The following is a 15,650-nucleotide window of genomic DNA, read 5'->3' on the forward strand; positions in this document are numbered from 1 at the left end:
TAGATTTTTGATGTTTGAATTGGGTATGAAATCTGCTATATTTAAAGAAATAACTATAGCACATGTCAAGGCAATTTATAATATCATTAGATCAAGGTACCACTAGCTCAAGAGTTTTGTTGGTAGACCATGATGGAATTATTCAAGGAATAGTTCAAAAAGAATTCAAACAAATTTTTCCAAAATCGGGTTGGGTAGAGCATGATCCAAAAGAGATTTTAGATTCTCAAATGATGGTTTTAAAAGAGCTTCTTGAAAAAGAGGAAGTAAAGCCTTCAGAAATTATAGGCATTGGTATTACCAACCAAAGGGAAACTACTGTGGTTTGGGATAAAAATACCGGAGAACCTATTTATAATGCCATTGTTTGGCAAGATAAACGTACAGCTGATATTTGCGAACATCTTAAAAAATCCGGTCTTACGGAGCATGTAAAGAAGACTACTGGTCTGGTTATAGATTCCTATTTCTCTGGCACCAAGGTAAAGTGGATTTTGGATAATGTTGAGGGAGCAAAAAAGAAAGCACAGGCAGGAGATTTGTTAATGGGCACCATTGATACCTGGTTGGTTTGGAACATGACCAAAGAACATAATCACGTAACGGACTATACCAACGCATCACGAACTATGATTTACGATATCGTAAATTTAAAATGGGATGACAAAATGCTAAAGGCGTTAGATATACCCAAAACTATGCTTCCAGAAGTAAAACCATCGTCTGCTTATTTTGGCGATTATGAAATTGATGGTGTTAAAATACCTATTGCAGGAATAGCGGGAGACCAACAGGCAGCGCTTTTTGGTCAGGCTTGTTTTAAGAAAGGTTCAGCTAAAAATACCTACGGTACAGGTTGTTTTATGCTAATGAATACGGGAGAAAAGCCACAGTTTTCTAAAAACGGATTGCTGACCACTATAGCTTACGGTTTAAATGGTAAGGTACACTATGCTTTAGAAGGAAGTATTTTTATTGCAGGTGCCGCAATACAATGGTTGCGAGATGGTCTTGAGTTGATAGATGACGCTAAGGAAACAGAAGAACTGGCCAACTCCATTGAAGGTGAAAACCCGGTTTATGTGGTGCCGGCGTTTGCAGGTCTTGGGGCGCCCTATTGGGATATGTATGCAAGGGGAGCAGTATTCGGTTTAACGCGTGATACCGGTAAAGCTCATTTGGCGAAAGCAACACTAGAGGCACTTGCATATCAAACAAAGGATATTTTAAAGGCTATGGAAGATGATTCTGGTATTCAACTTAAGAACTTAAGGGTAGATGGTGGTGCATGTGCTAACGACCATTTAATGCAATTTCAAGCCGATATCTTGGATTCAGAGGTGCATAGACCAGAGATTATTGAATCTACCGCAATGGGTGCGGCATTTTTAGCGGGCATAGAGGTCGGGTTCTGGCAACAGTCAGATATTGATGAGAGTAGACCAATGAACAAAATATTTACCCCAACTTTTGACCGTGTAAAAAGAAAGCGCCTATATAAGAAATGGCAAAAAGCGGTAGAACGCTCAAAAGGTTGGGAAGACGAAGAGTAAATACACATTGAATTTACAATTAATTAATTCTTTAGAGCATAAAATAGCATAAGGGTCACGCTATCTTTGATTTTTTGTACTGGCTTTTGTCTGCAATATGGAACGAGCACAAGCATATTAATTTAAATAGAAACTACCAATGGAAAATATAAAATTCACAAATTTAGAACGCCAAAAAACAATAGGTAATCTAGAATCGGAGGAATTTGATTTGGTAGTTATTGGTGGTGGTATCACTGGTGGTGGTATTGCCTTAGATGCTGCCTCGCGTGGATTAAAGGTAGTGCTGCTCGAGAAAGGAGACTTTGCTTCGGGTACAAGTAGCAAATCCACCAAATTAATACATGGCGGACTCCGTTACTTAAAACAATTCGATTTTTGGTTGGTGAAAGAAGTAGGTTCAGAACGTGCTATTGTTCACAAACTCGCTCCACATTTGGTTCTGCCCGAAAAGATGTTGTTACCTTTAATTGAAAATGGGTCTTACGGTAAATGGTTAACGTCAATAGGGCTTAAGGTTTATGATATACTGGCACAGGTATCTGGTGACGATAAACGAAAAATGCTCGAGAAAAAAGAAGCAATGAAATTAGAGCCTTTATTGCCAAAAAAGATACTGAACGGGGCGGGTTATTATGCGGAATATAGAACAGATGATGCCCGTTTGACTATAGAAAACATAAAGACTAGTTTACTTTTTGGTGCACAGGCCTTGAACTATGCTAAGGTAAACGACTTTCTTTATGACAATGAAAAGGTTGCTGGGGTAAAAGTTACAGATGAAACTACGGGTAAGGAGTTTACCATTAAATCTAAGTATGTAATTAGCGCTGCCGGACCGTGGGTAGATGAGCTAAGAAGTCTTAATAATTCTAAAAAAGGAAAACAGCTTCATTTGACCAAAGGGGTACATTTGGTTTTTCCATATGAAAAATTGCCGGTGAAGCAATCGGTTTATTTTGATATACCTGATGGTAGAATGATGTTCGCAATACCAAGAGGTAAAGTTACTTATGTAGGTACAACAGATACCAACTATAATGATAATAAAGACCGCGTAAGAACAGATATTGCAGACGCTATTTATTTAATATCTGCCGTTAACAATATGTTCCCGGATATAAATCTGGAGTTAGATGATATCGTTTCTTCTTGGGCAGGTTTACGACCGTTAATTCATGAAGAAGGAAAATCTGCATCAGAATTATCTAGAAAGGATGAAATTTTTGTTTCAGATACAGGCTTGATCAGTATTGCGGGGGGTAAGTTGACCGGTTATCGTAAAATGGCAGAAAGAGTTGTAGATCGCATTGCCAAGAAAATGGAAGAAGAATACGATACCGAATTAAAAGAATGTTATACAGAGAAGATATTTTTGTGTGGTAATGTGGATTTCAAAAAATTCAAACATGTAAAAAAATACATAAGCGAGGTTTACAATAACATTAAAGATGAAGGCTTTTCAAAACATGATGCCTGGTTTTTGGTAACCAATTACGGTAAGCAGACAGAGAAAATATTAGAACTGTATGCAACCATTGTAGAGGCTGATTCCTATGTAAGGTTGGCAAAAGCAGAAGTAGCATTTGGTATAGATTATGAAATGGTACAAACCCCAATGGACTTTTTCATAAGAAGAACCGGTAGATTGTATTTTGATATTGAAAGCATTAGAACCCTAATGGAACCTATCTTAAAAGAATTCCAGAATAAATTTGGGGTATCTAATGATATAGTTGAAAGTTGGAGAACAACTTTGGAAGAAGAATTAAAAGAGCATTCAGATTTCTCTTTGGAGCGAGGTTAGTCTAACTTCTCTGTTAAATCTAGAAAAACCTTTTTAGGGTTTTTATTTTCATAGAGAACTTTATAAACAGCATCTATGATAGGGGTCTTTACCTTTTTTGTAAAATTCTCCTTAATCTTAAAAGCACTTTTTGCTGCGTAGTAGCCTTCAGCGATCATACTCATTTCCATCTGTGCGCTTTTTACGGTGTACCCTTTACCTATCATATTACCGAACATCCTGTTTCGGCTAAAAATAGAGTACCCAGTAACTAATAAATCGCCTAAATAGGCAGATTTATTAATGTTACGATCTAGGTTATGAATGCGTTTAGTGTATCGCTTCATCTCACGAATTGCATTGCTCATCAATACACTTTGAAAATTATCTCCATATCCCAGACCATGGGCAATACCCGCAGCAATGGCGTAAATATTCTTTAGCATTGCGGCATATTCTGTACCAATAATATCTTTACTGATACTGGTTTTTATGTATGAACAAGCTAAATTGTTGGCAACCAGTTCAGCCTTTTCCGTATCAGCACAGGCAATGGTCAAATAGGAAAGTCGCTCCATAGCAACTTCTTCGGCATGGCAAGGACCTGTAATTACTCCAATGTTTTCAAATGGTATATCAAAAACTTCATGAAAATGTTCGCCAACGATCAACCCAGATTCTGGAACAATACCCTTTATGGCCGAAAAAATGATTTTTTCCTGTAATGAACTGTTCAGCTTTTCTAATTCACCCACCAAAAAAGCAGAAGGAATAGCAAAAATTAGAACATCTGCATAGTTTACAATCTCATTTATATCGCTAGTCAATACTAATTGCTCTGGTCTAAACTCTACAGAAGTAAGGTAGTTAGGATTATGTTTTTGAGATTTAATATGCTCAATAGCTTCATCGTTTCTCATATACCAACCTACCCTATCTTGGTTGTTGGTCAACATTTTAACAATCGCCGTAGCCCAACTTCCACCGCCTAAAACCGCAAACTTTACATCATTGTTCATACTGCAAATTTACCAATAAATTGCATGTTTGGTATAAGCTTAGTATCAGTCTTATGTAAAATTTGGCATGGAGATTGTTTCTAGGTAAATAATCAATTAAATGAAATCATATGAAAACGATAAAACTACTTACAGGATATTTTCTTTTGGCCACCATGTTGGTTTCTTGTTATACAGAGGTAATTATTGAAGATGATTTCATTGAGGAATCTGCCTTTAATACCGATCAAGTATTACAGAGCTATGACCTTTGGTATGTAGATATCAATGCTACACGTGGCAATGGTGAAATTCCTTTTTTACAAAGGGCATTTACGGTTTCTTTTGATAGAGGAGTCTTTTACGCTAACAATAATATAGTGGGTATAGGTAAGACCGGTGGTGGTTATGGTATAGACGTAGGATCATATGGCACCCTTAGAGGTACTGTAGATATTGACCATGATATTGATGGGTCTTGGTTTTTAGAAGTGTATGCCGTTAATAATAATACCATTGAGCTGTATGATGCCGGTACTGATACTTCGTACTATTTAAAAGGATATCAGATCAACAATTTTGATTATGACATGGTATTCTACGATAACATCAATTACTTTTTGCAGGAGTATGATGCGTGGGAAAAAATTTATACAAGTGAAACAGGCGCGTTAAATGATTTTGATGAAGAAAATTACCTGCAATTTCTACCTAATTTCTTTAGATCTTCATTAGATACGCCCAATACAAGTATTTCTAATCTGCAGTGGGATTTTGAGGGAGATTATCAGGTATATAACGTTCAAGGAGATAACTCTTTAAAAACGCTGACCTTGGATTATGATTTTTTTGGTGATGATTACTTTGAACTATATGTCATAAACGACAGCACTATAGAATTATATCACCCAGATAGTGGAACAACCTATGAGTTTAGGGGCAGGGGATATATAGAGTACTTAAAGTCCGGTAAAGGATACGATGAAAGTAAAAAAAGAAGTAAATCTTCTAACCCAACAATGAATGTTGAAAGGAAGAAAGCAAAATAGTTTTTAGGTTGATTGTCTTAAGAATGCCCAATTCAAATAGAAGAGGGCATTTTTTTATGCTTGAGATTTCACATCTCCCATAATGATGGAATCAATGGTTATAGGGTTGTTGGAATGCAGTACAGAAATATCACCGGTAGTTTCAAAAACAACAGCCTTTACTTGAGATAATTGTAGCACATTGGCCTCTCTTAATTTACCCATTAAATCAGCTTCACTTACCAATGCCTTTTTAAGGTTGTTTTTTAATATGGTGCCATTTTCCATAAGCAAAATAGGGGTGTTTGTTATAAATTGTTGCGCAGCATCAGAAGATGACAATAATTTAGCGAACAAAGCTTGTAGACCAGCCAATAAGGCTAAGGAAATTAAAGCTGGCATTAGATTGTCTACCGGTTTGTTTACGGCATCTGCAAGTATGGATCCCATAGCTATGGTCACTGCAAAATCAAAACTGGTCATTTTTGCAAATGTTCTTTTACCGGTAACTCGGGTAATAAACATCATGTATGCGTAAACAAACAGTGCTGCAAAGCATATTTGAATTACTGTTTTTATTGAAAGTGGGTCAAAAATTTCCATTATGTTGGTTTTAGGGTTTACACCTAATGGTAGCAACTCAATGGTCCTATAGTATACTCAATACAATAGAATACTACTGCATTTAATGGGTCTGCAATCTTTTTTTAAATGCCGACGGATTTTCTCCTGTTACTTTCTTAAAAGTTCTATTGAAATAGGACAAGCTTTCAAACCCACATTCAAAACAGGTTTCACTTACGTTTTTGCCTGTTAAAAGCATTCTTTTAGATTGGCTAATTCGATATTGATTTAAAAACTCAATAAATGTACTACCTGTGGCTTTTTTAAAGTAACGACAAAAAGCCGGTTTGGTCAGGTTGCAGAATTTGGCAACCTCGTCCACAGAGATTTTTCCTTGGTAGCGCTCATCGATCAATGCATAAATGTCACGAATTCTACTTTGTTCCTTTTTGCTGTATCTATTTTTATAAGGTTTCTTATGTAGTAGTTGAAACTCGTTGCTTTGGGAAAGTCTTTTAAGAATAGCCATAATGGCCATAAAATATTCAAAAGGTTTAAGGGTGTGCAGTTCTTTTAGCATTTCCCCTACTTCTTTTTTTGTATTTCCATGAAAGGCAATGCCATATCTTGATAGGTCCAGTAATCTATTCAGGCTTTGTAATTCTGGTATTGGGTCTACATAGGTGTTTTTAAAAGAGGGTTTTATGTGTAAAACCTCTTCTCTATAAGTGGTTTTTACACCATAGTCAAAATTCAAATGTGGTATATTGGATCCAATGAGAACAAGATCGTTTTCTTCATACTCGGAAATATGATCGCCCACATGTCTTGTACCGTTTGCCCCTTCAATATAAACGATTTCATATTCAGGGTGAAAGTGCCAATAAAAGAGATGACTCAGTTTAGGGTCGTGCAACAAACGGAACGGACTTTTTGTTGCGGGTTCAATGGTTTCTAATTCAACTTTCATAATTAAATGTAACAAAATTGCGCAATATACAAGGTGTTAAGTCCATCAAAATCAATATTGTTCAAATTTAGGTCAATATTACGGTAGTTTAAGTTGCTAAGGCTCAATAGCTTTGTTATGGTATAACGACTTAAATTTTATAAGATGAAACAGACAAAAAATAATGTAGAGCAAGGCAACAAAGCTCATGTGGATATACCAGGAAATCCGTCTACGGCAACTAGTAGTAAACAGAAACTAAATGATCGTACCAATGGAAAGCCGCTTCGTGTACTCAGTGAAGATGATTGGAAATTTTGGAAAGAGAACGGCTATGTGGTAGTTAAAAATGCAGTTCCGTTGGATCAGGCTAAGGCTACTGCAGGTTTTCTTTGGAAGTTCGATGAAAAAGATCCCAATGACAAATCTACATGGTATGCAGCTCCAAGGGCAGAAATGCAAATGAAAGAGCTAACAGGTACAGGTATGGTTGAGGTATACAATCATCAACATATGTGGAACAATAGGCAAACACAAAAGGTCTATGATGCATTTGTAGACGTTTGGGGAACAGAAAAACTATGGGTAACCATTGATCGTGCAAATTTGAATTTTCCATTGCCGGAAGGTGTAGATAAAAAGGGATTTATTCATTGGGATTATGATCCAGAAACAAAGCCCCAGAATGTTCAGGGTGTTTTGGCCCTTGCAGATCAAGAAGATGAGAATATGGGCGGTTTTCAGTGTATACCCTGGCTATATAGAAATTATGATTCATGGAAACTGGCCCAGCCCAATGACCGAGATCGATTTAAACCCAGTTTAAAAGGATTGGAAGATAAAATTGTAAAAGTAAAAATGAAAGCGGGCGATCTTTTGATTTTCAATAGTACAGAACCTCATGGTATACGACCCAATAAATCTAAAGATAAAGTTAGAATAGCGCAGTATATTTCAATGATGCCCGCTGAGCCAGAAAACCAGGCTCTTAAGAATTGGAGAATAAACTCTTGGAAAAATAGGGTAGCGCCAGAAGGCTTTGCATTTCCTGGCGACCCAAGAAAATGGGAGCAGACTAAATATGAAACTGCAAAATTATCGCCATTGGGAGAGAAGCTTTTAGGATTAAAAGACTGGTAAACAGATAATTTGGTAATAATTAGCTTGTTAGTGGTGAGGCCGGTAAATATGGCTTATTTTTGCGCCCTTTAAATGATAGAGCATGCAGAAGTACCTTAATATATTCGATTTTAAACAGAAGGTAGACTATAAAAATGAAATCTTAGCAGGATTAACGGTTGCAATGACAATGATTCCTGAGTCATTGATGTTTGCAATTCTTGCAGGATTTTCACCCTTGGTAGGTTTGTACGGCGCATTTATTATGGGCTTGGTCACATCTATTTTTGGAGGAAGACCCGGACTAATTTCTGGTGGCGCGGGTGCAACTGTGGTAGTACTTATGGCCTTAATGAATTCCCACGGACTAGAATATGTTTTTGGGGCGGTTGCTTTGGCAGGTGTTATTCAAATGATAATTGGCTTTTTAAAGCTCGGTAAATTTATTCGTCTAGTGCCACAGCCTGTAATGTTCGGGTTTGTTAATGGTTTGGCCATCATTATTTTTATGGCCCAGATGGATCAATTTAAAGTAGGTGTGGGTGATGCTGCGGTTTGGCTTACGGGACCTGCAATGTATACCATGTTAGGTTTGGTGTTATTTACAATTGCAATAATTGTTTTTGTTCCAAAGCTTACAAAGGCGGTACCGGCATCTTTAATTGGAATTATTGTTGTGTTTTTAATAGTATATTTTTTCAATATTGATACCAAGCAGGTAGTTGATATCATTAATCAAGATACATTACCAGGAGAGGAACTAAAGTCGCTAAGTGGAACATTACCTACTTTTCACATACCGCAAATTCCATTTACGTTTGAGGACTTCAAAATTATTTTGCCTTATGGATTAATAATGGCGGCAGTTGGTTTAACCGAAGGGCTGCTAACTTTAAACTTGGTAGATGAAATTACCGGTACAAAAGGTAATAGTAACAGAGAATGTGTTGCGCAAGGTGGTGCCAATATATTAAACGGTTTCTTTGGTGGAATGGGTGGTTGTCCAATGATAGCGCAAACATTGGTTAACCTATCTGCAGGTTCTAGGGCAAGGTTGTCTGGTATAATTGCTTCGTTGACCATATTGTTGATCATACTTTTTGGCGCGCCGGTAATAGAACTTGTGCCAATAGCTGCATTGGTTGGGGTTATGGTCATGGTTTCAGTGGGAACGTTTGAATGGGCAAGTTTCAAAGCATTGAGAAGAATGCCTAAATCAGATATTTTTGTAATGATATTGGTTACTTTGATTACGGTGTTTTTGCACAATTTAGCATTAGCGGTATTAATCGGTGTTATTATTTCTGCACTGGTATTCGCTTGGGAAAGTGCCAAAAGAATTAGAGCTAGAAAACACATAGATGAAAACGGAGTAAAACATTATGAAATTTATGGTCCGTTATTCTTTGGCTCTACAACCCTTTTCAATGAAAAATTTGATGTTCAAGGTGATCCAGACCATATTATTATAGATTTTAAGGAAAGCCGTGTTTCTGATATGAGTGGTATAGAGGCATTGAACAAAATTACAGAACGTTACGCCCAAGTAGGTAAGAAAGTTTTATTGCGCCATTTGAGTAAGGACTGTATTCGCTTATTAGCAAATGCAGATGATATTATAGACGTAAATGTAATGGAAGATCCTACGTATAAAGTAATGGTTGATAAACCTCTGGCTAAGAAAAAGGATAAGGATCCGGAAACCCAAAACCCTTTTAAATTATGGGGTTTGTAGTAATCGTGATTTAAGTTACTGGTCTACCCATAATAGAATATGGCATAAAAAGTACCCAAAACGATAGCAAAAGAAATGAGGTAGATTCCTATTTCTTGTATGCTATCTTTTTTTGCTTGCGCTCTAATTTTATCTCGTACATTTTTACGCTCAACATCGGTGAGTTCTTTAAAATGTAATTTTGTTGCTTGGGCATGGTTTACATAATCTTTACGCAATTCTCTAAAGCTTCTACTTTTTTTAAGTAATGCTCTATTTGCTTTTATTACCTTCATAGGTTGTCCGCTGTACCCCATTGTCTTCTCTTTCTTATATGTTGATAAAATTCGATTTTTGTTACATATAGCTGAATAATTCTTAATGATTTTACAATTCTTTTATATTTTTGGCAAAATTTATACAGTATCTTGCCTTTTGGCCATTTAATTAAAGTTTATGAAATATAGTATCGGATTTTTGTTGGGCGTATTAGGTTTGATTGTGGTAAACAGTTGTAAGATGGAAGAATCAGAAAATGAAGAAGTTCTTTTTGTGGGAACATATACAGATAATGGAAGTGAAGGTATTTATACATTCAATTTAAATACTGATACAGGTGAATTGACGAACAAATCATTAACAGCGAAAATTAAGAATCCTTCTTATATAGCGTTTTCACCAGATAGAAATTCCTTATACGCAGTTAGCGAGGTAGACGATTATAAAAAAGATGAAGGTTCAATTACCACCTTTAGTGTAAAAGATACTACACTAATTAAGGTTAGCGAGCAATCTACTTATGGTGCCAACCCGTGTTATGTTGGTGTAGATGTAACTGGAAGGTTAGTTGCCGTTGCAAATTACACAGGAGGCAATGTGGCGGTATATAATACATTGGAAAATGGTGATTTAAGGAACGATCCTCAAATAATAGATCATAAAATTTTAGATTCGACCAAAACGGCACATGCTCACATGGCAATGTTCTTAAATGATAAGTTGGTCGTAACTGATTTGGGTCTTGATAAGATTAGGATATATAGCGAAACAGAAGAAAAGTTTGATTCTAATGAGCAAGAAGAATTAGTCGTTGCTGAAGGTGCTGGTCCAAGGCATTTTGTAACGTCCAAAAATGGAAATTTTCTTTATGTCATCAATGAGTTGAATTCAACGATAACTGTTTTTAAAGATGTTTCAGGGCAATTCGTTGAATTGGACAAATATAATACTGTTGATGCTACTTTTAAAGGGGGAAGTTATTGTGCGGATATTCATTTATCACCCGATGGTAAATTTCTGTATGGTACAAACAGAGGTGAGAACACCGTAGTTATATTTCAAGTAAATGAAACTACGGGTAAACTAAAGTTAGTAGGTAGGGAACCTGTAAAAGGAGATTGGCCTAGAAATTTTGTTTTAGATCCTTCTGGTAAATTTGTACTGGTGGCAAATCAACGAAGCAACAATATTGTTGTTTTTAGTAGAGATGAAAAAAATGGAACCCTAACTTTTGTAAGCCAGGTTGATTTGCCCAGTCCCGTATGTTTAAAATTCTATTAATTAGAATTTATTATTTGCAATAAATCATTCTTTGGTATAACTCCAGATTGTCTCCATACCTGTTTGCCGTTTTTAAATAGGATCATGGTTGGCACACCTCTCACTTGATATTTAGATGCTAAGGTCTGATTTTTATCTACATCGATCTTTACTACCTTAATATCGTCACCCAAATCTTCTTTCACATCTTTAAGAATAGGGGCAAGAGTTTTGCATGGTCCGCACCAGTCTGCAAAAAAGTCTACTAATACTGGAATTTCCCCACCAATGATATCAGAAAATGATGCTTTCATATCTTTAAGTTTTAATAATTAAATACTGTTTTAAATTAGCAAATTCCGGTATTAGGGTCGCAACTATCACCGTTAGCTATGATTTTTAGAGGAGCAATTTGTTTAAAGGCTTCTAAAAATGCTTCTGGGGGTTGAGCTCCACTAATGCCATATTTATCGTTGATAATAAAAAAAGGAACACTGTTTACACCACGTTGTTGGTAGTGAGCTATTTCTTGTTTTACCGCATAAGCAATAGAGTCATCATTTATAATACGATTTGTTTTTTCTGCAGTCCAATCATATTCTGCCATAATATTGCTCAGAACGTCAACATCGTTCAAATGAAGGTTCTCGTCAAAATAAGCTCTCATGAACCGTTCTTTCAAAGCATCTTTAAACCCTTCTTCTCCTGCTACATGTAAAAGCTGATGTAATGGCAAGGTGTTAACTGCTAACCACTCTTTTCCAAAGTTAAAATTAATACCTTCTGCTTTACCACTTTCTTCTAAGCGTTTGGTCATTTCCATGGGTCCGTCTAAACTTCCAAATTTATTGGTGAGATAGGTATCTCTATCCAGACCTTCTTTTGGTATACTGGGGTCTAACTGAAAAGGATGCCATTCTACTTCAATTTCGGTACCATCCCATTGTTTAATTGCACTTTCTAATCGCTTCTTTCCTACATAACACCAAGGGCAGGCTACATCAGAAACTATATCTATTTTTATTTTATCGTTTTTCATATGTCTTTCTATTTTACTACATCTAATTGGTCGTAAATAGATGGTAAAACCTACATGTATTATGTTCTAATGTATTTTAAAAAATAAAGCCCTTTCAAAATTATGAAAGGGCTTTAGATATATTAAGGTTGGCGTTTTTTATAACGTACGTAAGTATTCTGCTATATTACGAGCCTCTTCTTCGTTTAAATTCTGATTTAGCATTATGGCATTATTGTATTCTTTCAATAATGCTTTGGCAATAGGGTCTTCTTTTAACATTTTATCTGGATTGATGATCATGTTCATAACCCACTCAGGACTTCTACGCTCGTAAACCCCTTTTAACGCAGGTCCGATCATACGTTGTTCTGCCATATGACATGCAGTACAGATAGCTTGAAATTTTTCTTTACCGGCAGCAGCCATATCTTCATTAACAGCATCGTCAAAAGTAACACTGGTTATAGGACCAACACCTTTATTATCTAAATCAACAGGCACACCTTCAGTTGCTGTTTCTTTTTTAGTTTCTTTTTTGGTCCTGTTCATTTCAAAACCTTCTTTTTTCTCTTCCTTCTTTTCACCACAACTCATTATCATGGAGCCAAGAACTAATAAAGTGAATAATTTGCGCATACGTTTACTAAATTTTAAGTGTTGTCTGTAAATTGAGCGACTAATATATGAATTTTTACGTGTCTCAGTACCTTTTTAGAGTAGTTGTATGCTTGTTTTTAATCAATAAATGTAACAGGATAACAATTTATTATGGACTTATGATATTTATTGTGAGTACAAGTAAAATATTAGGTGATGCTATCCAAGAATTCTAAAGTGCGTTTTTCTGAGTATGTAAAGTTGTTTTTTCCATAAAAACCCACATGCCCACCATATTTGGGCATTTCTAGAAATATATTCTTGTTGTTTTTAGCAGTATTTATGGGATAACAATCTTTACCAAGAAAAGAATCGTTTAAGGCATTGATGATTAGGGTAGGCACTTTTATATATTTTAGAAACTGTAAGCTGCTACTTTGTGTGTAGTAGTCCAAGGCATCTTTAAAACCATGTGCTCTACTGGTGTAGATATCATCAAAATCTTTAAGGGTTTTTATATTTTCAATATCGGTATTTGAAATATGATCAGGAAACAATTGCTGTTTTAGCTTCAGTTTTTGTATAAGGTTTCCCTTAAACCTTTTGGCGTATATTGCATTTTTAAACTGCAGTAATTGCTCTAGGGAATCTGCCAATTGGCAGGGTACAGATATAGCAACGGCACCTTTTATGGTGTTAGGGACATCTCTTTTTTCCCCCAAATATTTAAGAAGAAGGTTACCGCCTAGGCTAAAGCCATGTAGATAAATGCTGTGGTATTCATCTAATTGAGTAATATGTGTTATCACCGATCGTAAATCATCTGTAGCGCCAGAATGATATGAGCGGTAGAGTTTATTGGTTGCACCGCTACACCCTCTTAGGTTTATAGCGCAAACATCATAACCAGCTTTAGACAATATCTTTGCGCTACCTTTTATATAGGCCCTTTTTGAGCTTCCTTCCAATCCATGAATAATAATGACCAGTTTTTTTGAAGGTGTTGAAGCATAGCTCCAATCTAAATCTAAAAAATCTGTATCGGGCAAATCAATACGAATTCGTATTTGCTCTAAATCATTAACTTTTCTAATTAACCCTGCATAAATAGTTGAAATATGCCCATTTTTAAAAAATAATGGCGGGTTATATGAAGAGTGTACTAAGGGCATTTTCAGGTTTTACTTTGGGTATGTTTCTAGAACCTTTATCTGCTCTTCAATAGCATCTTTAAATTCAGTTTTAAGGTTGCCAACCAATTCTGCAACAGATGAAGAATCCTCTATAAGGGCAGAACCTTGACCTGCGGACCAAATGGTTTTCCATGCTTTCGCCTCGGTATCTAGCTCTTTGCCAAAATCAATCTTTACATCTTTTTTAAGGTCTTCTTCGGTAATACCTGCAGCTTTTAAACTAGCTGCTAAAAAATTGGCATGTACACCAGAAATAGATGCAGTGTAGACTACATCGCTTGCACCGGCATCAATAATCATTTTACGATATTCTGGTGTGGCTTTACTTTCGGTAGTGTTGATAAAACGGGTTCCCATATAGGCTAGGTCCGCACCCATTTGTAAAGCAGAAGCTATGTCTCTACCAGTACTTATACAGCCCGAAAGAAGAATGGTTTTATTAAAGAATTTTTTTATTTCAGCAACAAATGGCATTGGGTTCAACGTACCAGCATGTCCACCGGCACCAGCAGCTACAAGAATCAACCCATCTACACCTGCTTCGGCAGCTTTCTGGGCATGTCGTTTTTTAATGACATCATGAAAAACTAAACCGCCGTAACTATGAATGGCGTCAACAACTTGTGAAACAGCACCTAGAGAAGTGATAATCAATGGTACTTTATGTTTTACGCACAATTTAATGTCAGCTTCTAATCTTGGGTTTGTTGGGTGTACTATTAGGTTAACTCCAAAAGGAGCAGCTTTTTTTCCGGTTTCTTCCTCATAGGTTTTTAATGCAGACTTAATTTCTACTAACCATTCTTCAAACCCTTCACTGGTTCTTTGGTTCAAGGCAGGAAAAGTACCAACAATTCCATTTTTACAACATTCAATAACCAGTTGTGGACCAGAAATTAAAAACATTGGTGCTGCAACAGCAGGAAGGGACAATTCTTTTATAAAACCAGGTTTATCAGCCATATCGATGTGTTTTAGAACGTAATTTAAAAATAACTATAAAAAACGGTGTTCTTTGTTTCTTAGGTTTCAAAACTATGTTATTTTTATGAAGTATTATGCATGCATAGCAAAAAATTATAAATATGTACTTTAAAGATTTTGAAATAAGATGGAGTGATGTAGATGCAAATAGGCATTTAGCAAACTCGGCATATATTAATTTCATGAGTCATACCCGTATGGCTTTTTTAATTGAACAAGGCTTTGATCATAAGACAATGGCAATTCATGAAATAGGACCAGTAGTTTTTTATGAACATGTATACTATTTTAAAGAGGCATTTCCTGGTAAGCCTATAAAGGTTTCATTAGAAATTATGGGTTTAAGCGAAGATGGTAAGTTCTTTGAATTTCATCATAACTTCTATAACCATAAAGGAGAGAATATTGCAAGGTGTGAGATGATGGGTGCTTGGATAGATTTGAAAACCCGAAAACTGACTGGGTTAACAGAAGAATTATTAAATAAATTCAGTGAAATAGAAAAAGGAGAGCATTTCAAAGTGCTTACAAAAGAAGACTCTAGAAAGTTCATGAAAATTCCTAAAAATTTATAGAATTTTCAAGCTTAAATAGCTTATTTTTAG

At 35.9% G+C, this 15,650-nt stretch carries 16 protein-coding genes; 7 read left to right on the top strand and 9 right to left on the bottom strand.

Annotated elements, in window-relative coordinates; genetic code table 11:
• The first annotated feature begins 62 nt into the window (after nt 1-62).
• Nucleotides 63-1,553 carry a glycerol kinase GlpK gene (gene glpK / locus I600_RS12100; RefSeq protein WP_058104789.1) on the top strand — a complete coding sequence of 497 codons (1,491 nt, stop codon included), beginning with the start codon at nt 63-65 and terminating at the stop codon, nt 1,551-1,553.
• A 139-nt stretch (nt 1,554-1,692) separates the two neighbouring features.
• Nucleotides 1,693-3,360 carry a glycerol-3-phosphate dehydrogenase/oxidase gene (locus I600_RS12105; protein WP_058104790.1) on the top strand — a complete coding sequence of 556 codons (1,668 nt, stop codon included), beginning with the start codon at nt 1,693-1,695 and terminating at the stop codon, nt 3,358-3,360.
• On the opposite strand, the gene I600_RS12110 is transcribed toward I600_RS12105, so the two are convergent.
• A complete protein-coding gene (locus tag I600_RS12110) occupies nt 3,357-4,358 on the bottom strand; it encodes an NAD(P)H-dependent glycerol-3-phosphate dehydrogenase (RefSeq protein ID WP_058104791.1) in 1,002 nt (333 codons plus the stop codon). The two genes, I600_RS12105 and I600_RS12110, sit on opposite strands and share 4 nt — an antisense overlap.
• Before the next feature lie 110 nt (nt 4,359-4,468).
• On the opposite strand from I600_RS12110, the gene I600_RS12115 reads away from it, so the two are divergent.
• A complete protein-coding gene (locus tag I600_RS12115) occupies nt 4,469-5,386 on the top strand; it encodes a hypothetical protein (protein WP_058104792.1) in 918 nt (305 codons plus the stop codon).
• A gap of 54 nt (nt 5,387-5,440) precedes the next feature.
• On the opposite strand, the gene I600_RS12120 is transcribed toward I600_RS12115, so the two are convergent.
• Together I600_RS12120 and I600_RS12125 are read right to left on the bottom strand one after the other, a co-directional pair.
• Entirely contained in the window at nt 5,441-5,968 is a 528-nt protein-coding gene (locus I600_RS12120) for a DUF421 domain-containing protein (RefSeq protein ID WP_058105129.1), read from the bottom strand.
• Between the two features lie 82 nt (nt 5,969-6,050).
• Entirely contained in the window at nt 6,051-6,899 is an 849-nt protein-coding gene (locus tag I600_RS12125) for a helix-turn-helix domain-containing protein (RefSeq protein ID WP_058104793.1), read from the bottom strand.
• A gap of 144 nt (nt 6,900-7,043) precedes the next feature.
• Here I600_RS12125 and I600_RS12130 point away from each other — a divergent pair, with 144 nt between their 5' ends.
• Nucleotides 7,044-8,018: a phytanoyl-CoA dioxygenase family protein gene (locus tag I600_RS12130; protein WP_058104794.1), complete on the top strand. Its 975-nt coding sequence runs from the start codon at nt 7,044-7,046 to the stop codon at nt 8,016-8,018.
• A gap of 82 nt (nt 8,019-8,100) precedes the next feature.
• Nucleotides 8,101-9,732 (top strand): SulP family inorganic anion transporter, encoded by a 1,632-nt coding sequence (locus I600_RS12135; RefSeq protein WP_232231345.1) that lies wholly within the window; start codon nt 8,101-8,103, stop codon nt 9,730-9,732.
• Nucleotides 9,733-9,755: 23 nt separating this feature from the next.
• Here I600_RS12135 and I600_RS12140 read toward each other — a convergent pair whose 3' ends face one another.
• Nucleotides 9,756-10,007 (bottom strand): hypothetical protein, encoded by a 252-nt coding sequence (locus I600_RS12140; protein ID WP_157490894.1) that lies wholly within the window; start codon nt 10,005-10,007, stop codon nt 9,756-9,758.
• A gap of 160 nt (nt 10,008-10,167) precedes the next feature.
• Between I600_RS12140 and I600_RS12145 the strand changes: the two genes are divergently transcribed.
• The gene (locus I600_RS12145; protein WP_058104796.1) at nt 10,168-11,271 is read left to right on the top strand and encodes a lactonase family protein; all 1,104 of its coding nucleotides are present in this window, start codon (nt 10,168-10,170) and stop codon (nt 11,269-11,271) included.
• Here the strand turns inward: I600_RS12145 and trxA are convergent.
• The 5 genes from trxA to I600_RS12170 form a co-directional block, all read right to left on the bottom strand.
• Nucleotides 11,268-11,564: a thioredoxin gene (gene trxA / locus I600_RS12150; RefSeq protein ID WP_058104797.1), complete on the bottom strand. Its 297-nt coding sequence runs from the start codon at nt 11,562-11,564 to the stop codon at nt 11,268-11,270. The two genes, I600_RS12145 and trxA, sit on opposite strands and share 4 nt — an antisense overlap.
• A 35-nt stretch (nt 11,565-11,599) precedes the next feature.
• Entirely contained in the window at nt 11,600-12,289 is a 690-nt protein-coding gene (locus I600_RS12155; protein ID WP_058104798.1) for a DsbA family oxidoreductase, read from the bottom strand.
• Between the two features lie 138 nt (nt 12,290-12,427).
• Nucleotides 12,428-12,907, bottom strand: coding sequence for a c-type cytochrome (locus tag I600_RS12160; RefSeq protein ID WP_058104799.1), 480 nt, complete (start codon nt 12,905-12,907; stop codon nt 12,428-12,430).
• A gap of 170 nt (nt 12,908-13,077) precedes the next feature.
• The gene (locus I600_RS12165; RefSeq protein ID WP_058104800.1) at nt 13,078-14,040 is read right to left on the bottom strand and encodes a YheT family hydrolase; all 963 of its coding nucleotides are present in this window, start codon (nt 14,038-14,040) and stop codon (nt 13,078-13,080) included.
• Between the two features lie 9 nt (nt 14,041-14,049).
• Complete coding sequence (locus I600_RS12170; RefSeq protein WP_058104801.1) at nt 14,050-15,024, bottom strand: NAD(P)H-dependent flavin oxidoreductase; 975 nt, start codon at nt 15,022-15,024, stop codon at nt 14,050-14,052.
• Between the two features lie 122 nt (nt 15,025-15,146).
• Between I600_RS12170 and I600_RS12175 the strand changes: the two genes are divergently transcribed.
• Entirely contained in the window at nt 15,147-15,620 is a 474-nt protein-coding gene (locus tag I600_RS12175; protein ID WP_058104802.1) for an acyl-CoA thioesterase, read from the top strand.
• Nucleotides 15,621-15,650: the final 30 nt, after the last annotated feature.

It is taken from the genome of Maribacter dokdonensis DSW-8, assembly GCF_001447995.1.
Taxonomy (GTDB): domain Bacteria; phylum Bacteroidota; class Bacteroidia; order Flavobacteriales; family Flavobacteriaceae; genus Maribacter; species Maribacter dokdonensis.